General features: G+C 42.4%; 16 protein-coding genes. 7 read left to right on the top strand and 9 right to left on the bottom strand.

Features of this window, described 5'->3' with window-relative positions; translation table 11 throughout:
- Positions 1-122 precede the first annotated feature (122 nt).
- The gene (locus tag R7P74_RS01145; RefSeq protein ID WP_042522534.1) at positions 123-1,010 is read right to left on the bottom strand and encodes a DMT family transporter; all 888 of its coding nucleotides are present in this window, start codon (positions 1,008-1,010) and stop codon (positions 123-125) included.
- Positions 1,011-1,120: 110 nt separating this feature from the next.
- Between R7P74_RS01145 and R7P74_RS01140 the strand changes: the two genes are divergently transcribed.
- The 4 genes from R7P74_RS01140 to R7P74_RS01125 all read left to right on the top strand — a co-directional run bounded on the left by R7P74_RS01140 (position 1,121) and on the right by R7P74_RS01125 (position 3,048).
- Positions 1,121-1,603 (top strand): MarR family winged helix-turn-helix transcriptional regulator, encoded by a 483-nt coding sequence (locus R7P74_RS01140; protein WP_017633984.1) that lies wholly within the window; start codon positions 1,121-1,123, stop codon positions 1,601-1,603.
- A gap of 23 nt (positions 1,604-1,626) precedes the next feature.
- The gene (locus R7P74_RS01135; RefSeq protein ID WP_017633985.1) at positions 1,627-1,980 is read left to right on the top strand and encodes an MmcQ/YjbR family DNA-binding protein; all 354 of its coding nucleotides are present in this window, start codon (positions 1,627-1,629) and stop codon (positions 1,978-1,980) included.
- Between the two features lie 119 nt (positions 1,981-2,099).
- The gene (locus R7P74_RS01130; RefSeq protein ID WP_005377800.1) at positions 2,100-2,534 is read left to right on the top strand and encodes an Mpo1 family 2-hydroxy fatty acid dioxygenase; all 435 of its coding nucleotides are present in this window, start codon (positions 2,100-2,102) and stop codon (positions 2,532-2,534) included.
- A gap of 202 nt (positions 2,535-2,736) precedes the next feature.
- Positions 2,737-3,048 (top strand): hypothetical protein, encoded by a 312-nt coding sequence (locus R7P74_RS01125; RefSeq protein ID WP_005377799.1) that lies wholly within the window; start codon positions 2,737-2,739, stop codon positions 3,046-3,048.
- Positions 3,049-3,194: 146 nt separating this feature from the next.
- Here R7P74_RS01125 and R7P74_RS01120 read toward each other — a convergent pair whose 3' ends face one another.
- From R7P74_RS01120 to metA, 7 genes are all read right to left on the bottom strand, one after another.
- Positions 3,195-4,286 carry a sulfate ABC transporter permease gene (locus R7P74_RS01120; protein ID WP_318122551.1) on the bottom strand — a complete coding sequence of 364 codons (1,092 nt, stop codon included), beginning with the start codon at positions 4,284-4,286 and terminating at the stop codon, positions 3,195-3,197.
- A gap of 1 nt (position 4,287) precedes the next feature.
- Positions 4,288-4,764, bottom strand: coding sequence for a hypothetical protein (locus R7P74_RS01115; RefSeq protein ID WP_138939931.1), 477 nt, complete (start codon positions 4,762-4,764; stop codon positions 4,288-4,290).
- Between the two features lie 9 nt (positions 4,765-4,773).
- Positions 4,774-7,950 carry a response regulator gene (locus R7P74_RS01110; RefSeq protein WP_080276910.1) on the bottom strand — a complete coding sequence of 1,059 codons (3,177 nt, stop codon included), beginning with the start codon at positions 7,948-7,950 and terminating at the stop codon, positions 4,774-4,776.
- Between the two features lie 156 nt (positions 7,951-8,106).
- Entirely contained in the window at positions 8,107-10,263 is a 2,157-nt protein-coding gene (locus R7P74_RS01105) for an EAL domain-containing protein (protein WP_318122550.1), read from the bottom strand.
- On the bottom strand, positions 10,263-11,192 hold the full coding sequence (locus tag R7P74_RS01100) for a phosphate/phosphite/phosphonate ABC transporter substrate-binding protein (protein WP_171344727.1): 930 nt from the start codon (positions 11,190-11,192) through the stop codon (positions 10,263-10,265). Before R7P74_RS01100 ends, R7P74_RS01105 begins: the two co-directional genes overlap by 1 nt.
- Before the next feature lie 267 nt (positions 11,193-11,459).
- Positions 11,460-12,185 (bottom strand): type IV pilus biogenesis/stability protein PilW, encoded by a 726-nt coding sequence (gene pilW, locus R7P74_RS01095; protein WP_318122549.1) that lies wholly within the window; start codon positions 12,183-12,185, stop codon positions 11,460-11,462.
- Positions 12,186-12,364: 179 nt separating this feature from the next.
- Positions 12,365-13,306 (bottom strand): homoserine O-acetyltransferase MetA, encoded by a 942-nt coding sequence (gene metA / locus R7P74_RS01090; RefSeq protein ID WP_005377792.1) that lies wholly within the window; start codon positions 13,304-13,306, stop codon positions 12,365-12,367.
- A gap of 340 nt (positions 13,307-13,646) precedes the next feature.
- On the opposite strand from metA, the gene R7P74_RS01085 reads away from it, so the two are divergent.
- From R7P74_RS01085 to R7P74_RS01075, 3 genes are all read left to right on the top strand, one after another.
- Complete coding sequence (locus R7P74_RS01085; RefSeq protein WP_005377791.1) at positions 13,647-14,033, top strand: DUF6559 family protein; 387 nt, start codon at positions 13,647-13,649, stop codon at positions 14,031-14,033.
- Positions 14,034-14,156: 123 nt separating this feature from the next.
- Positions 14,157-14,492, top strand: a complete 336-nt coding sequence (locus R7P74_RS01080) for a DMT family transporter (RefSeq protein WP_069593657.1) — start codon at positions 14,157-14,159, stop codon at positions 14,490-14,492.
- A 419-nt stretch (positions 14,493-14,911) separates the two neighbouring features.
- On the top strand, positions 14,912-15,862 hold the full coding sequence (locus tag R7P74_RS01075; protein WP_137281935.1) for an LpxL/LpxP family Kdo(2)-lipid IV(A) lauroyl/palmitoleoyl acyltransferase: 951 nt from the start codon (positions 14,912-14,914) through the stop codon (positions 15,860-15,862).
- A 70-nt stretch (positions 15,863-15,932) separates the two neighbouring features.
- Here the strand turns inward: R7P74_RS01075 and R7P74_RS01070 are convergent, their stop codons facing one another.
- Entirely contained in the window at positions 15,933-17,405 is a 1,473-nt protein-coding gene (locus R7P74_RS01070; RefSeq protein ID WP_005377788.1) for a carboxypeptidase M32, read from the bottom strand.
- Between the last annotated feature and the right edge of the window lie 214 nt (positions 17,406-17,619).

Genomic DNA, 17,619 nt, shown 5'->3' with positions numbered 1-17,619 from the left:
GTCAAAACGTACCGTTTTAAAGGTGTCAGTTGCCTAGGTTAGCGCTGATTTCTGCTGATGGGGTCACACTTGAGGATTCCTAACACTCTCATTACTTCTAGAGTGTTAGGAATTAACGTTACTTAGGAGGAGAGTGCGGCTCTTTTCGCTTTGATCGACGTAATGAGCTGAGGTAGTAATGACATTACGATCATTCCTAGCATTAAGCTGTATTGCAGAGGAGTGAACGTTTCCCCCAATAGCAGTAGGCCCGAAACAATGCCTGCGACTGGGTTTGCAATACCACCAAAGGTAAAATCTACGACCGACATCCGCTGCAATAACCATACATACATGCCATACCCTAATGCGGTGTTCAGAATAATTACCCACAGTAACCCTAGAATATTCGTCATGGATACGTCCTGAACGACCGTAACATATGGCTCTGGATTGTTTATCGCCAGCACACTTGTTGCGATAGACATAATCACGCCACCCAAAATGAGCTGCCATGTTAGCACTGTCCACCAGTGCATTTTTGTACCTAGTGACTTTGTTACGCTACTTCCTATCACGATGCACATAATGGCGGAGATCATCGCAAGTAAGCCCACGGGTTCGAGAGAAATAGAGCTAGGATCAAATAAGAACCAAGCTAAAGCAATCAAAGTTGCGCCGCTTATTGCTTGAATGCCACTAGGCTGACGTTTGTAGACCGCCCAACCAAACAGCATTGCAAAAACGGGGACCGAAACCATACCAACACCAGAGATGGCAGAAGGAAGCGTCAGCGCCATGACAAAAATGAGACCAAAGAAGCAAGCGATGTTGATGGTTCCTAAAACAAGCAGCACCTTCCACTCACTTCTTTTTGGAAACGAGGGCTTTATTGCCAGCAACAAAAGACCCGCAGGCAGTGCCCTTAGAGCGCCAAGTAAAACGGGAGGCCAGTCCGGTAGAGTAAACTGAGTAACAGCGTAAGTCGTCCCCCAAAAAAAGGCAGGAATCATCGCAAGTAAAATGTTCATGTTAAATATCTTTATGTAGAGATAATTAAATGTAACGATATCGGCAAGGTGGCTTTTTGTAAAGTATCTTTATGTTAAAATAAAAAATATATGATGTTTGGAGAGAAATAATGGATGCAATTGATAGAGTGGTAGAGCAGTGGGCTAGGGAGAAGCCAGACCTCGACACTGAACCGATGGCAATAATGGGTCGACTAATGCGAATTGCAAAACACATGGAATCTAGGGTCGCCGAGCTACATAAGAAGTACGACCTGAAAATGGGTGAATTTGATGTGTTAGCGACACTGCGTCGAGCTGGTTCACCATATTGTCTTACTCCCTCAGCGTTAATAGAGTCGATGATGCTCACTTCGGGTGCGATGACTAATCGCTTAGATAAACTTGAGAAGAAAGGGTTTATTACCAGAACCCATAGTAAAGAAGACCGACGTAGCGTCACCGTTGAACTAACAGAGCAAGGCTTAACCTTAATTGACAAGCTAATTTTGGAGCATGTAGACGTTCAGCAATCGTTATTGCATGGTTTAGAAGGCAATGAAAAAGAGCAGGTTAACCAGGCGTTAAAATTGCTATTGCCACAATTTGAGTGAGAACGCAGAAGGAGGTAGGGGATATGAAAAGCAAAGAACTAGAACAATACTTAAGTACCTTCATGTGTGCAGAAAGCGATTTCCCATTTGGGCCTGAAGCGCTTGTTTACAAAATCAAAGGCAAGATGTTTGCCATCATTGCAGAGAGAAACGGTCGGGAGTATGTCAGCGTAAAAGTAAAACCAGAAGATGGAGAAGTCTTAACGTCGCAGTTTACGGACATTATCCCAGGTTATCACTTAAATAAGCGTCATTGGATAACGGTTTATTTTAACGGTGATGTCGAGGATGGGTTGATTCAAGACTTGTGTGAACGCTCTTATGCTCTTGTCGTTGCCAAGCTGCCGAAAGCACAACGAGCGTTGCTTGGTGAGTAATCGGCAACGCACTGGCCTCTGTTGTTTTGTCGCTCGTTGCTCGTAGCCTTTACGGAAAAATTCGCACCTTTTTCATCCTCGGGCTATATAAGAATAAGAAGGTGGAAAAGGGGAATGATATGCGAGCATTATCTGAATGGCTAAAAGAATACGGGGAGAGTCACCAAAACCCTATCAACCAAAAGATTCACACAATCGCAGTTCCAGGTATTTACCTTTCTGTGGTTGGACTTATTTGGTCGATTCCCCAGATTTCATTATTAGGCTTCGAACTTAATTGGGTTTGGGTAGCGGTGATCCCCACTTGGGTTTTCTATTTTCGTTTGTCTCTGAGTGTATTCATGATGATGATCGGCTACACATTAGCGTGCATTGGCCTTATTTGGTCGCTAGAGGTATTGATGTTGCCCGTTCTGCATATTTCTATGCTCTTGTTTGGCGTATTGTGGATATTGCAATTTATCGGTCACAAGATTGAAGGTAAAAAACCGTCGTTTTTTGAGGATTTACAGTTTCTACTCATCGGCCCGATTTGGGTGTTCAGAAAACACTAGCGATAAGCAAAATCAGGCATCATCCGAATTACACAAGACATATAACGTTCAGAGATTTTGTAGCTCTTACTACAGAATACCTCTCCTTCTTATTGCCACGACAAGCATTCACTTTAGATACGCACTATGATTAAAGAGGTGCCAACGCACTTTACGCTATCGAGATACTTAAACTTACGGCAAGTTTACTTTAGGGGGATGAATGTACGACCGACAATATAAATATGCCTATTGGAGAGAAGAGCGTAAAAAAGGCAAATGGCACTATATATTAAAGTCCTTCTTTATGATTTGTTGTGCATTACTGCTTGGTAAAGTCATCGGTTTGTTCATTTTTGGAGAGCTGCATTCTTTAAGCGACATTTGGGAACAACTCCCTGCGGATGTTTTTATTATGATGCTCGTGGGCTTCCCAATTAGTGTCCTTGGTTGGTACCACGAAGAGTCAAAGTTTTTCCGGGCACTGCGACGCAAAGAAAAGCGGTTAAAAGGCAATCAAAACAAACCGAAATAGAGTAACCTTTGTCTCTGTTTGGATTGCCACTTACCTATCTGATCGATTCTATCCCTTCCAGTCGTTTAGCGTTTAGTTACGTGTTGCAAAAAGCCTTCTTAATACAACAGCCCCCAGTGTTGTGGAAATTGGTACTGTAAGAAACATTAAAAAACGAAGTTGAGCATTAGCGTATAAAGGCTCGCACTGTCATCCTTTGGGGCTGATGAAAACGCGCCAGAGCTATTATTGTAGGCGTTGAACCTTTGCCATTCTGCGTTCAGGGAAACGTTGTAATCTAGGTCGTATCTCAACCCGAGTAAGAAACTGTCTCCACTTTTTTTATCCCGATTATTAAACTGCTGACCGTAAACAATATAAGGAGTCAGCTTGTTTACATTATAACTTGTTGTCGCGTACCAAGATGAGGAAAGATTGCTGGTCTGTCCTTCTGCCATAATCACAATGTTATCGAGCTCGTATCTTAACCCTAGAGAAAACAGATCGATCGTGTTGTTTTTTTCTGTTTCAACTAGACGGTCAATGATTGTGGTTCCGCCACCGGGAGTGGATTGCTCAATGTTAGAGAGCGTCGTTGTTTGATCATAATCGCCGTGGAGGTAGGAAAAATTCCAACGATAACTCTCTCCGCTTAGCGTTAAGTTCATCCCTGCAGTGTTGTTTGACTCAATTTCCAATTCAGTACGTTCATTGATGGTTACGTCACTATTGTCTTTAAACCCGACAAACGGCATGGCGGTAAGTACGACTTGCTCATTGAGGTCATGAATCCAGCGTGCAGATAGGCCGTTATAAGCCGTGATACCTAGAATGCTGTCATATACTTCATTCGGTGGGCGGGCTTGGGTAAAAGCGTGGCCGACATAGTTGTACTCAGACATCAAAAACAGTGGCAGTCTTAAGCGTCCTCCTCGTATTTCTATGTCTTTATAGGTATAAGCCAAATACGCCCACTCGAGCTGAGGCGAGCTCCAATGGTCTTGCGGGCGCTTTACGACTTGTGCGGATGCCCGAAATGCCTTGTGAAAATAATCGAGCTGCATGCCGAAAGTGGTATCGCAATCGAAACAAGATTCATCGCGAATAAAGCGGTTAACTAGTACCGTAGTTGGGTTATCGGATTTTGCCCACGACGTAGAGCCAAAACCACTTAAAGAAAGTTGTTCTGTTAGCTCAATCGTGGCTGAGCTCGGAAAGGTCGCGATACTCAGCGATAACATGGTTAAATATTTTTTCATATCAATTCTCCGAGCTAACCACACATAAAACATGAGCATTACTAGGGACGCTCGATGTTGGGGCATAACCAATTCTATTCGGCTTCTCTTGCATCCATGCTATGAGGTCATCAATGCTGGAGCGTGCAATCACTTTTGGCGGTCTAGCTTTACCTGAAAAAGACAAGCTTGCCCAATGCGCGTTCATTTGCGCTAAATTTTTGTTGAGAAGATAACGATAGAACTCAGCTCTTTCTGCTGATGTCGCAGGCCAGTCAGAGAGTTCAATTCGCTGGCCTTGTAAAAGTTGCGTCTTCCCTCTGTACAACTTTCGCGCTTTATTGACAGTGAGCGGAGAGAATTCGTCATTAAATGAGAAAACGGCGTAGCTCTCTGCAGCGAGAGCTTGGCAATTTAATGAAAGAAGGGCAATCAGAATGAACAGATAGCGTTTTATGTAACGCAAAGGAAAAGCAACGCGAGAATGATTTCTACTCATAGAATCCACCTACATTGCTTGTTCAATTTGATACAACAGTTTTTCTTTGCGCACAGGCTTTGGTACGTAGGCATCCATTCCTGAATCAAAGCAGCGTTGAATATCATCATCAACGACGCTTGCTGTTAATGCGATAATGGGCGTCTTAGCTAATCCTTTACTCGCTTCATAAGCTCTAATTTGCCTAGAAGCTTCAAACCCATCCATTATGGGCATCATGCAATCCATCAAAATAACATCAAACTTTCCATCTTTTTGGAACATTTCGACTGCAATTTGTCCGTTTTCTGCGACTTCGAATTGATAGCCTGCTTTAGATAGCAATAGAGAAGCCACTTTCTGGTTCACTCTATTATCTTCGACAAGCAAGATGCGTTCGGAGCGAATAGGCGTTACCGTTGCTTCTGGTTGCTCAGAACTTGCAGGTAGTTCATGAGTTTTATCGGGGGTGGTGTTCTCTTGGTGTGGTTCAGCAGGCGTCGTGTTGGAAACACGTAACCCAATTGCCTTATCTAACTTCTCTTTAAGCAACCCTGCTTTAAACGGTTTGGGCACATAGTCATCCATTCCAACGTCAAAGCATTTTTGTATATCGTCATCGACCACACTTGCCGTTAGAGCAATAATCGGAATTCTGAAAGCGCGTTTTTCTTTTACTTCTATTTGACGAATTATTTGGGTGGCTTCAAATCCATCCATTACGGGCATCATGCAGTCCATTAAAATTAGGCTGTATTGATTCTGTTGAAATTTCTCAACCGCTTCTTGTCCGTTTACAGCGACATCAAAGTCGAAGCCAGCTTTTGTGACGTGTAGCCCCGCGATTTTTTGATTGACCGTATTGTCATCAACAACCAAAATTTTCGGCAGAGATTTAACATGTTGCGCTGAAGTGCTCTCTTGTTGTGCGTGCGAGAAATTTGCCGCACAACTTTCAAGTGCTTTAATTAAGCGCTGCCCTAGTAGTGGCTGAGTGACCAAGGCGCTGATACTGTTTCTAAAGTCGAATTGTGGGCTATGAAGGTGCTTGATGAGGCAGACACGAATGTTTCGTTTACAAAGGCTTTCTATCTCATCGATATGCATCGCCGCTGCATTTGGTGATGCTTCTACATGAATAACGATAACGCGCTCGTTATCAATCCACGTTGGCAACGCACTTAAGGTATCTACTGACTGCGTTATATTGATGTTGAAAAAACTTAACTCGTTACGCAGTTTTTGTTCTAGTTGAGTACTGCTGCATACAATCCATATATCGTTGTGATTCAGAGCGTGATAAGCGTTAAACTCTTGCGTCACAACAGGAGCAGTTAGTTCAAAGAAGAAGCGACTGCCTTTACCTTTCTCGGATTCAAGTTGAATTTCTCCACCCATTAGCTCAACTAATTGCGTGCTAATGGCAAGCCCAAGTCCAGTTCCCCCAAATTGTCGGGTAGTAGAGTTATCCTCTTGGGCAAATGGAGCAAATATTTTCTTTTGCTGCTGGGCATCAATACCAATCCCAGAATCTTTAACGGAAAACTCGATGACCGCTTCACCATTTTTAATTTCGCGGGTGATGACCGATAGCTCTACACTGCCTTGTTCGGTAAATTTTACCGCGTTAGACATGAAGTTCATGACAACTTGGCGTATACGATGGTCATCCAACATTACGTGGTAAGGCGTGTTACGGCTAATGTTGACTTGCACATCGATGCCTTTTTCCTTTGCTTTCGGTGAAATGATAGAAGCAATGTCATAGATAGACTCTCGAACACAAGTTGAATGTGGGCTAATGAGCAACATCCCAGATTCAATTTTTGAGAAGTCTAGAACGTCATTAATTAAACTCAAAAGCAGTTGGGAGGAGGTTTCAATCGTGTCGACGTAATCGCGTTGTGTGGCAGTCAGGGAAGTATCGGATAACACTTCAGAGATGCCAATAACGCCATTTAGCGGCGTGCGGATCTCGTGGGACATGTTGGCCAAAAAGCTACTTTTGGCTTTACTCGCCTTAATTGCATCATCTTTTGCTTGTTCTGCATCTTCTTTAGCTTGTGTGAGCTTTAGTCTGGACAACATCCGCTCATCACTAAGCTTTTTTACCTCTCGAGCAAACTTACTCAGCTCGTCTTTACCCTTTATTAGTTGAGCAAGAGGTGAATTTTCAGTGTTACTTTGTTCATTGCTTTCGTTACTGAGAAATTTGAGGACTAGATTCAAGTTTCCAGTAACTTTTCGCACCAATCTTAGTGTTAAACTTACGACCAACAGCGTTAAAAGGCTCATCATTGCGATAAAGGTAAAGCGGTGCTGTGTCGTCGTGTTGATTGTCTTTGATATATCATCACTCAGCTGTTGTTCCATTTTGTCGTCAACACTTTGTAATAACGATAAGCGTTTGTTGAGTGCAGATAACCCCGCATCAATCTCATCCGGGGTTAATGATTTGAGTTGAGCTGGTTGCAATAAATAAGCACGAAACTCTTGGCTTTTGATAAAGACTTCACCCGTAAACGTCTCAATGAGCAGATCTACTTGTTGTTGATTGGCATTTAGCGTCACAAAACGCTCTAGAAATAGTTGTTGGTTCTGGATTAAAGATTGGATAGAAGCCTGTGTTGTGAGGTCATACTCGTTATTTTCCTCTGAAGATCGAATCAAATATTCGCTTAATCTATGCTCTTCAGTGGACCAAAACATCAACCATTCAAGTTGCATCAAAGAAGAAAGGTGAGTGTTTGTTTCATAACTCACATTTCTAAAATAGACTTTGTCTAAGCTCATGAGGATTTCTTTGAACGTATCAGCGCGCCACTCTGCCGCATCTAACTTTTCTTCTTGATTTTGCGAAGAGAGCATCGAGAGGGTTGCTTCCTCAAAGCTTGTCAACTGGTTTAGTATCTCAGCGTTTTCACCGAATACTGGTGCAGCGGTGTCGCGTAACAATTGAGATATCTGCTGAGTTTTTAGTTGCTTATCTATTACATCAGGGTTATTCGGTAGGTGATAAAGCGAAGATACGCGGTCGATGTAGACAGAGAATAACTGTGCTTTTTGTAGTTCCTGAGCCTGGATAGAAAGGCTTTGTACATGTTTACCCGCGAGGACAAGCAACAATAAAATTGGCAGCAAAACCAACCCAAATAGCTTTTGTTTTACCGACAGGTTGTTCCAAGAAAAGATTCCTACCACGCGCATTTCCATATCCAAGAAGTTGATATGAAAAGTGTAGTTTATTTATCTCAGATGTTAGATTTTAAGAGAAAATTCATATTAATGAGGTGGGGGAAGTGTGACCGATATTGCATTACGAGTACTAACGCGCTAAGCGGCAATAGTTAACAAAACGGCGTTCTAAGCAAAGTGATTGACGCTTTGAGCGCCACTCCCTCGTTGGTATTCAAATGCAATCAATTCCTCAGCAGGTACAGGTCTACCTAAGAAAAAACCTTGTACGACGTCACAGTGGAGAGACTCCATTCGTGTGAGTTGAGTTTGAGTTTCTACGCCTTCGGCTACTACTTTCATTCTTAGGTTGTGAGCCATGGATACAATCGCGCGAACTAATGAATCGTCTTGATCGCTTTTTCGGATTTGAGCGATAAATGAACGATCAATCTTGAGCCCGTCAAAAGCCATATGTTGTAGGTAGGCAAGGGCTGAATACCCCGTACCAAAGTCATCTAGCCAAACTTCCACTCCGATACTTTGTAGTTTTTTAAGCACATATTGAGCTTTCTCTGTATCATCAATAAAAAGTGACTCTGTCACTTCAACATGAATGGTTTGAGGGGCGACATCATGTCGTCGTAAATACTTAGAAAATAATTGACTTAAATCTTGGCGATAGATTTGTCTTGGGGACAAGTTTAATGCGATGTGAAAATCAGTACCGAAATGTTCTGCCCACATTGCCCGCTGAGCAACTGCCGTCTCAATGATATGTTCTCCAAGCTCCAATATTAAATCACTTTGCTCTGCGATCGGGATAAACGATTCTGGACTGATATAGCCTTTCTCGGGATGATTCCACCTAACCAATGCTTCGACCCCAATTAGGCGATAGGTTTTTAGATCAAATTGTGGTTGATACCACAGCTCGAATTGAGACAAGTCACGTACTGAACGACGCAGTTCTCGTTCTATGTATAAACGTTGTTTAATCGTTTCATCAAACGTGGAATCGTATATCGTCATAATGTCTTTACCGCGTCTTTTAGATTCCTGCGCCGCAAGAGAGGAAAGCTGTAAAAGAGACTCAGCGTTTGAACCAAATTCTGGATACACAGCAATTCCGAGGCTTGCCGTAATTTGAATATCGTTCTCTTCCAAACTAAAGGGAGAGAGTAGTTGGCGATGAATAGCGTGCGCTTTTTCTGTAGCTTCATGATTGTCCGAGCACGGAAAGGCCAGTACAAATTCATCCGCACCTACTCGACTTACGATGGTAGAAAGGCGGTAAAGCGGCTTAAAATAACTCGGCAAACGGCCTTGAAGCTCTGAGGCAAGATGGCCTAGCAATTTATCCCCAATGTTATGTCCATAGTTATCGTTAATGTGCTTAAAGTCATCCAAGTCAATAAACACAACCGCGAGTGAGGGGGATTTGTGGTCAGTTATTTGCGTTTGAATATCAATGAGTAACTTTTCTCGGTTTGGCAGGGAAGTCAGAATATCGTGGTATGCCATGAACTCAACTCGGCTGGTGTATCGGTTCACTTTGTTTGACATTTTGTTGTACGCTGAAATAAGTTCTCCCACTTCATCTTTGCTTTGTATGTCGGTGACTGGCAGCGCTTGGGTATTTGACTCTGAAAATTGATCTTTTAGTTGCTTGAGTGGCTTAGTTAACGACCGCCCCAAAGCATAAGCGATGATGCTACCGAATAGAACGGATATCCCACTGATCGTTAGCAGCAAGTTAAACATCTTCTGTTTATCGTTTGAGGTAATCGCTTGGACTTGTTCAATGTTCTGTTCTTTCTCTTCCAGTAGGTGTATCAAGTTAAGCTCAAGATACACCGCCCCAAGAGTAATGTTTGATTGCTGAATCGGCGCTGCGATCTCCAACTGATGCTTGGAAAAGGAAACGAGAGTTCTAGATTCTTCTATTGCTTTCAAAATAAAAGGAGAGCGGTAATGAGGTTGGGCAAACATCCTTAGCTGAGTAGTGCCGTCGTGAAAGATTAGCCCTTCATTGTCAACAACATGTATTTTCGAGACATCTGGCTGGCTCAATGTTGCCTTAATTTGCTCATACGCTTGACTGATATTGTCTGTATAGAGTGGATCAAAAAGCTGTTTTGATAATAGCTCTGCATAAACCAACCCTTTTTGCTTAACGTAAGATTCTGTTTTTTCTTGAGAGTTGTTCGTGATTTGTTGAGTTAAGCTATTTGAATACGCATCGTAACCGTGCATGTATAACGCAAGATTTATCACCACAACAAACAAGACAACGAACATTGTCGAGCAAATGTATTTGGTTTCGAGTGAGAGCTTTTGAAACATCAATCCACCTTCGGTAACAAGTGAACTGACTTGCGCACTGTACTTAAGGAGGCTCGCATTTCTGGAGTAAGCGCGCTGAATTTTTTGGTGTTCTGAAACTTTTTAAGTGCGAGAGAGCCTTCGTGAGTTGTATCCATATCAAGCAGTATGGACGTGATTTTACGTTGTTGCTCTAGGCTCATGCTTGGAGAAGCGAGAATCAAATCCCTGGGTATTTCAACAGAACGAGAAAAAATCGCTAGTTTGTCTTTCATGTTCTCTGGCAAATCTTTGGGATTGTTCCAGTTGAAGTTACTGAATGCTCCTGCTGCAACTCTCTGTTTATATACCCATACAGATAGGTTGATTTCATTTGACTGAGCGAGTTGCTCATCAAGGAATAAATAACCAATACTGTCTTTGGCCGGTTTGTCATCAGGAGAGGGAAGGTATTGCAGTTTTTCTCCGTGGTTCAGCAATGTAATCGCAGGTAGGTAATAGCTGCTGGTAGACGTGCGCTTTTCGAAAACAAGCGTTTTTCCGCGCAGGTCAGAAAGTGACTCAATGCCACTCTCTTTATTAGTAAAGAACACCGTATGATATTTTTGCAGGCCTTTTTTCCATCGTATAGCGAGGACTTGGCTATTAGACTCCTTTTCTAAGGTCATCGCATTAAAGGGGGTCGCCGTTGCAATTTGAACGGTGCCATTTTCAAGCGCAACCGCGAGCTGACGATAATTTTTAAATACCTTTACCGCCCCTTTTGCGTAACCATATTCAGCCATATTTTCAGTTACATACTGGGTAAGGGGCGTCGCTTTTTTGATTTTGCTTTGGGCTTTATTCGACACAATGCCAAACGTGAATGTTTTCTCAATATTATCTTGTGCACTGACGACAAAAGGTGAACTCAGCAAAGTGAGTAATAACAGAGTGCAGGCAGGTTTCATCCGGCTTCAACTTCCTTCTGGTGCATGTCAGTAATATTTAGTATTTATCAATGTGCCGAAATCAATCTTAAAAACAGTATGATGTACAAATTTCGTTGTGTGCGCACTTTTTATAATGTGACTCGGTCACTTATTCCGTTCAAATAGTACCGAATTTGACGTTTATGTACAGAATGAATGTATCACCGTGAGTCTGAATTCACTGGATTCTTGGCCAAGCGCAATATTGGCTGTGAGCTAATGCGCCATCTGTATCGCTATTTTGTACTAAGAAAAATTCTCCAATTGTTTTTGATACTTTTTCTCGAGAGCTTCATTGCCTGCTGCACGTTCAAGTTGAATCATGAGTTGCAAAGAGGGCTTCTTCACGCCATACATTTGATTGAATCTCATTAATCGAATTCTAGCTTCAGTATAATCACCGCTATCAATCTCTATTTTGGCGAGTTGCAAAATCGATTTTGGTCTATGGGGATCATGATCGATAGCTCTAGTAAAGTAGTATCTCGCTTTGTCTTTATCTTGTGATTTTAGCGCGCAAAAAGCTGCATTCTCATAGCTTGCTGGAATAAGGTAGTAATAAGGCTGCTCAATGGCTCGATTAAACATCTGATCGGCTTTTTCGAAGTCACCTCGCTTGCAAAGAAAAGTACCGTAGTTATTGAGCACATTTCCGTTTTTAGTGTGTTGGTGTAGAGAGCGTTTATACATCTGTTCGGCTTTAATATCTTCACCAACCGTTTCGTAGTAGTGAGCCATAGATAATTGCGCGCGATAGTATTGAGGTGCGTGGTTTAAGGCTTGTTGTAAGTTATCATGCGCGCGAATCATGTTACCGCCGTCTAAATAACCTAAGCCAAGTGCGATACGTGATTCTGCCATTGCCACAGGATCGGCTTTAACGACAGGGCTTCCATCTTCTTTCACCGTCACGCAACCCACGAGTGCAAACTGAGACAATAATATTAGTGCACCGAGCTTTGCTGTTTTCATTCTTTATCCCTACATCCCTGAATCTTTCTGCATGATATGAATTACTTAGCAAAAGCCTATTGAGGAAAAAACACTATGCGATCAGGTTTGCAAACTGTTATGAAAAAGCCGCCATATGGCGGCTTGGTTCACATATTACATTTCGGTAATGATGAGTGCTTTGTTTGCTTATTTTGAAGCTAATCGTCTTTAGTGAAAGCATCTTCACTGAAGTGATCGAGGTCGTACGGTGTTTGCTGATAAACACAGTAGTTCAGCCAGTTTAAAAAGAGGAGGTGTCCATGGCTTCTCCAGCTTGCAATTGGTGGGTTATCTGGGTTGTTGTTTGGGTAATAGTTGACAGGAATAGCGGGCTCCATACCTTCGCTTAAATCTCGGATATATTCATTATGTAAAGTGTGAGAATCATACTCAGGGTGTCCTGTGACAAAGACATTTCGTTTGTCTTTTGTGGTGGCCAAGTACACACCTGCGACATCCGATGTCGCTAAAATGTCTAAGTCAGTATGCTCTTCTAGAAAGTGAGGCGAAAAATCTGCGTAACGCGAGTGAGGAGCCAAAAACGTGTCATCAAATCCGCGTAAGATAGGGTGAAACTGATGATGGATTTGATGATGATACACGCCTGAAAGTTTTTCTTTACGCGTTTTTTTAGGTAGATCGTAGAGTAGCTTTAACCCTGCTTGCGCAGCCCAGCAAACATAAAGAGTGGATGTCACATGATCTTTTGCCCACTCCATGATGGTTTTGAGATGATCCCAATAAATGACATCTTCAAATTGCACCAAACCTAATGGAGCCCCAGTAATGATCATGCCATCGAAGTTTTTATCTCGCACCATTTCAAATTGGCGATAAAACGTGTCTAAATGTTCAGTTGGCGTATTTTTACTCGGGCGGTTATCAATGCGCAGTAATTCGACGTTAACCTGTAGTGGGCTGTTTGAGAGTAGACGCAGAAACTGAGTTTCAGTCTCTATTTTTTTTGGCATCAGATTAAGGATCAGTACTCTTAAAGGACGTATTTCCTGACTCGCTGCACGCGTTTCACTCATCACGAAGATGTTTTCTGTCCTTAATACATCGGTAGCTGGTAATTGATCTGGAATTCTAATTGGCACGACTTTCTCTCCCTAAGTATAGTCAATCTAGACGTCTATACTTCTAAAGCTAACTTAATTAAGTTTAGATGTCGATACGAAATCCGACTTTTCAATCTACTCTTTACATTATGGTAAACCGTACTCGGGGTTGTCACACAATTGTGACTAAAGCAGAGTTTCTGATGAGATAGGTTTGAAACGCAGTGTGTACTATTTGCTGGTAATTATGCGATCACGTTAATATGTGAAGGTGACTTCGTAGTAAGGAAGTCTCAAATTAATGAGCCATACTAAAAACAATCAGCTCACCATTTTGCATTAATGTGCATGTTTGGAAACATCGTCAGTGGAGGACATTATGTTCGGTATTTTCAAGAGAAAGACAAAGATTCAGAGCATCGCTCAAGAAGTTCCTTGCGTGCTACTGCATTCGTTTGGTGATAAAGACATTTATACGCCGGAAGAGATTGATCAAGCTCTTCAAAAGCTGGGTTATGATAAGAGCAAGGATATCAGTCATTATCAGTATGCGTATGGAATGTTTGCCGATGAAGCCTCTTACGAGCTCCTAGAACTAACGGATGAGCTAGGTAATTATGGTCATTTCCAACGTGAAGTAGGTAAGATGCTACTCAATACACCTGAGCCGATTGATATGCATATCTACTTTGAAATTTCTCGTCAGCACCAAAACGTCAGCCTTTCACCTGGTCATCAAAAAGTAAGCGAAAGTGATGGTGTGTAAACATCGTTAGTGGTATTCCATCGTGAGATGAGTTGGGTATAATGCGCGGCCTAATTATCCGGACATGTTGTCGGTTACATTTCTGTTGAGCGTTAATGCCTTATGTTCAAAATGCTTGTCTCTATGCCACCAATGTTGGCGCTGTCGATAGCGATTGTATGTGAAGTGATTGCCACTTCTTATATTCCCAAAACAGAGCAATTTACGAAAGTAATGCCGAGCACAGTCGTTTTGATTGGTTACGGCATCGCTTTCTTCTTGCTTTCCGTCACAGTGCAAACAATGCCTGTTGGGGTTGTTTATGCCATATGGAGTGGTGCTGGGATCGTTTTGGTTGCGACGGTTGGTTACTTTGTTTACGGACAGCGTCTAGACTTACCAGCCCTAGTTGGTATTGGGTTTATCATCGCTGGTGTGTTGATCGTAAATTTATTATCCAAAACTGTAGGGCACGAATAACGCCACTCTACTTGTTAAGTGAATAAGAAGCCGCTGCGAGAAATTGCTGCGGCTTTTTAGTGCAAATTCAATCGCTAATGGCGAGTATTGATATGACGTCTTATTGTTGTATTCATAACAGTCGCATTATGTGATTGAAAAATAGACATTATTTAGCGCATTGAAAATACAAAGTTATGTTTCTTCAAACTTTAGGAAAGGGCAGTAGATAAATCACTCCGATAGATGTTAACGTGGCGACTCATCTTTACTGCTTTTCATTCCCTACATATTTCTGCAAAGTTCTTATTGTGTAGTGTGTCGAAGAACCATAGAATCCGCGCGCTTTAATTTATGTTATTAGCGTTATCAATGATAAAAGTGCAGTCCATTATCATTGTTTTTATCACTTATAGATGGGCACATCTGACAATACTTACATGAACAAATACAAAAAGCCTGCATTCAAGGCCGAATTTCTTTTGCCTCGTTACTGGGGAACGTTAATTATCATTAGCGTGATGTACTTACTTAGCCTCCTTCCTTTTAAAGTTCAACTAGCTTTGGGACGCAACATTGGTCGTTTAGCTATGCGATTCATGAGAAAACGTCAAGTTACGATCAGACGCAATCTTGAGCTTTGCTTCCCTCATATGGAAAAATGCCAACGCGAAGCAATTCTAAAAGACAACATCGACAATACTGGCATCGCACTTTTTGAGACCGCAATGGCATGGTTTTGGTCAGATAAACGGGTAAACAAACACGTCACGATAAAAGGCATGGAGCATCTAGAGGCTTTAGAGAAGTCAGGCAAAGGTGCATTAATGTTGGCCGTACACTCAATGAATCTAGAGTTAGGTGCTCGAGCTTTTGGCATTAAAAAGTCTGGAACCGGTGTTTATCGCCCAAACAATAATCCGTGCTTTGATTATTTTCAGTATAAGGGACGCTCTCGCTCTAATCGTACACTGATTGATCGTAAAAACGTCAAAGCCATGCTTGAAGCACTTAAAACGGGTGAGCGGGTTTGGTATGCACCGGACCATGATTATGGTAACCGACGCTCGACATTTGCACCGTTATTTGCCGTTAAAAATGCTTGTACTACGACAGGTACAAGTTTGTTGGTTGATTCTACAGATTGCGCCATTGTGCCTTTTACGATGGTAAGAGGAAAAGACGGACACTATACCCTAACCATTAGTGCGCCCGTCGAAGGTTTCCCGAAAGAGGATCATCAACGTGCCGCCGCATTCGTGAATCAAATAGTTGAAACATCAATCATGGCAAGTCCGAGCCAGTATATGTGGCTTCATCGTCGGTTTAAAACTAGACCAGAGGGTGAGGACTGTTTGTACAAGCCTAGGCTCATCCCTAGCTTGGCATAACACATAGAGAGCCTACAAAAAGCCCAAGGAACATACGAACCTTGGGCTTTTACTTTCTATTCTTTTCGCTTTATAAGTAGCGATCTTTTAGGTGAGCTTGAAAGTGTTTAGCATTCAGTGTTTCACCCGTGGCTTGTTTTACCAACTCATCAGTGGTGAATAAGCTACCTTTACTCCAGATGTTTTCCGAGAGCCAATTGAATATCGGAGCTAAGTCGCCAGAACGAATAACCGCATCTACATCGACGGTTTGTTTCATTGCTGCCATAAATTGTGCAGCGTACATCGCACCGAGCGTGTAGGACGGGAAATAGCCAAAACTTCCGTCTGTCCAATGGATATCTTGCATACAGCCATTTTTGAAGTTTCCTTCGGTTGATAGCCCCAAGTACGCTTTCATCTTTTCGTTCCAGAGTTCTGGTACATCTGTATGTTTGATGACGCCGTTCATGAGATCTCGCTCAATTTCATATCGAAGAATAACGTGAGCAGGATATGTTAGTTCGTCAGCATCTACGCGAATAAAGCCTTTTTCTACGCGAGTGTAAATTTTGGCTAAATTGTCTTTTTCGAACTCACTACCAGAAAAATGGTTAGAAGCCAGTCGAGCGAGGTGATCGATAAACGCGCTGCTTCGTCCTATTTGCATTTCAAAGAAGAGTGATTGTGATTCATGAATACCCATAGAGCGAGCTTCTCCCGCGGGTGTTCCTGATAAATCTTTTGGTAGCCCTTGCTCGTATCGAGCATGGCCAGTTTCGTGGACAATCCCCATCAATGATTGGACAAACTCGTTTTCATTATAACGTGTCGTAATACGCACATCTGTCGGTACACCGCCACAAAATGGGTGGGTACTCTCATCAAGTCGACCGTGTTCAAAATCGAATTGAAGTAGCTTCATGACTTCCAAACCGAGCGCTTTTTGCTTTTCCGCAGGGTAGTGTGCAGTTGGCAATAAGATGTTGTCTGATTGTTGTTTTTCAAGCGCTTCATCGATCAAAGTAGGAAGCCAGGTTTTCACGTCAGCAAAAAGAATGTCTAACGACGCAGACGTTGTGCCAGGTTCATAAACATCGAGCATGGCATCATAAGGAGTCGTGCCATTTGCTTCGGCTCTAATTTGCGCTTCTTCCTGCGATAGCTTTACGACTTCAGCCCAGTTCTTTTCAAAACCAGCCCAGTCATTTTCTCCACGTTGCGTACGCCATGCATGTTCACATTTGGAGCCAGCAAGAGATTGAGCTTGAACTAATGATTCTGGTAGTAAGTTAGCTTGCTGCCACCCACGCTTCATTTCTCTTAGGATAGATTTTTCTTTTGTAGACAGCGTCTCTTCTTCTGCCTGAGCGAAAAGCTCTCCCAAGTGCGGTTGAGTCATTAAAGAATGGATATGTACATCGAGCTCTGCCGTGGCATTCGAGCGTGCTTCAGCGCCACCAGGTGGCATGACCGCCGCTTGATCCCAATCTATGATGGCTGATAGATGCTCAAAATTTGCCACTTTTTTGGAATGTTCAACGAGTTTTGTAAATGCGTTCATGTGACTACTCTTATTCTTTTGTTCTTTCCCTAAACACCCGATAACGGGTCCTTCATATGGTGTTGCACTAAGCAACCTGCGTTAATTTACTAATAATTAACAATTAACTCCAACCCATTGTCCATAAACTCACCCAGTTGTATAGCTCTCTTAAAAAAGAAGCTTGCGAATCTTGTGGATTGGCGGTATTGATGAAGGATTGACAATTAATTAT

The organism is Vibrio sp. 2033, assembly GCF_033339735.1.
This window is presented reverse-complemented; position numbering and strand designations above follow the sequence as displayed.

Bases quoted from the DNA above. Each gene is read 5' to 3' on its own strand.
- R7P74_RS01125 (WP_005377799.1), top strand. From the start codon at position 2,737: ATGTACGACCGACAATATAAATATGCCTATTGGAGAGAAGAGCGTAAA.
- R7P74_RS01120 (WP_318122551.1), bottom strand. From the start codon at position 4,286: ATGAAAAAATATTTAACCATGTTATCGCTGAGTATCGCGACCTTTCCG.
- R7P74_RS01115 (WP_138939931.1), bottom strand. From the start codon at position 4,764: ATGAGTAGAAATCATTCTCGCGTTGCTTTTCCTTTGCGTTACATAAAA.
- R7P74_RS01070 (WP_005377788.1), bottom strand. From the start codon at position 17,405: ATGAACGCATTTACAAAACTCGTTGAACATTCCAAAAAAGTGGCAAAT.
- R7P74_RS01140 (WP_017633984.1), top strand. From the start codon at position 1,121: ATGGATGCAATTGATAGAGTGGTAGAGCAGTGGGCTAGGGAGAAGCCA.
- R7P74_RS01080 (WP_069593657.1), top strand. From the start codon at position 14,157: ATGCCACCAATGTTGGCGCTGTCGATAGCGATTGTATGTGAAGTGATT.
- R7P74_RS01105 (WP_318122550.1), bottom strand. From the start codon at position 10,263: ATGTTTCAAAAGCTCTCACTCGAAACCAAATACATTTGCTCGACAATG.
- R7P74_RS01130 (WP_005377800.1), top strand. From the start codon at position 2,100: ATGCGAGCATTATCTGAATGGCTAAAAGAATACGGGGAGAGTCACCAA.
- R7P74_RS01100 (WP_171344727.1), bottom strand. From the start codon at position 11,192: ATGAAACCTGCCTGCACTCTGTTATTACTCACTTTGCTGAGTTCACCT.
- R7P74_RS01085 (WP_005377791.1), top strand. From the start codon at position 13,647: ATGTTCGGTATTTTCAAGAGAAAGACAAAGATTCAGAGCATCGCTCAA.
- R7P74_RS01145 (WP_042522534.1), bottom strand. From the start codon at position 1,010: ATGAACATTTTACTTGCGATGATTCCTGCCTTTTTTTGGGGGACGACT.
- R7P74_RS01135 (WP_017633985.1), top strand. From the start codon at position 1,627: ATGAAAAGCAAAGAACTAGAACAATACTTAAGTACCTTCATGTGTGCA.
- R7P74_RS01110 (WP_080276910.1), bottom strand. From the start codon at position 7,950: ATGCGCGTGGTAGGAATCTTTTCTTGGAACAACCTGTCGGTAAAACAA.
- pilW (WP_318122549.1), bottom strand. From the start codon at position 12,185: ATGAAAACAGCAAAGCTCGGTGCACTAATATTATTGTCTCAGTTTGCA.
- R7P74_RS01075 (WP_137281935.1), top strand. From the start codon at position 14,912: ATGAACAAATACAAAAAGCCTGCATTCAAGGCCGAATTTCTTTTGCCT.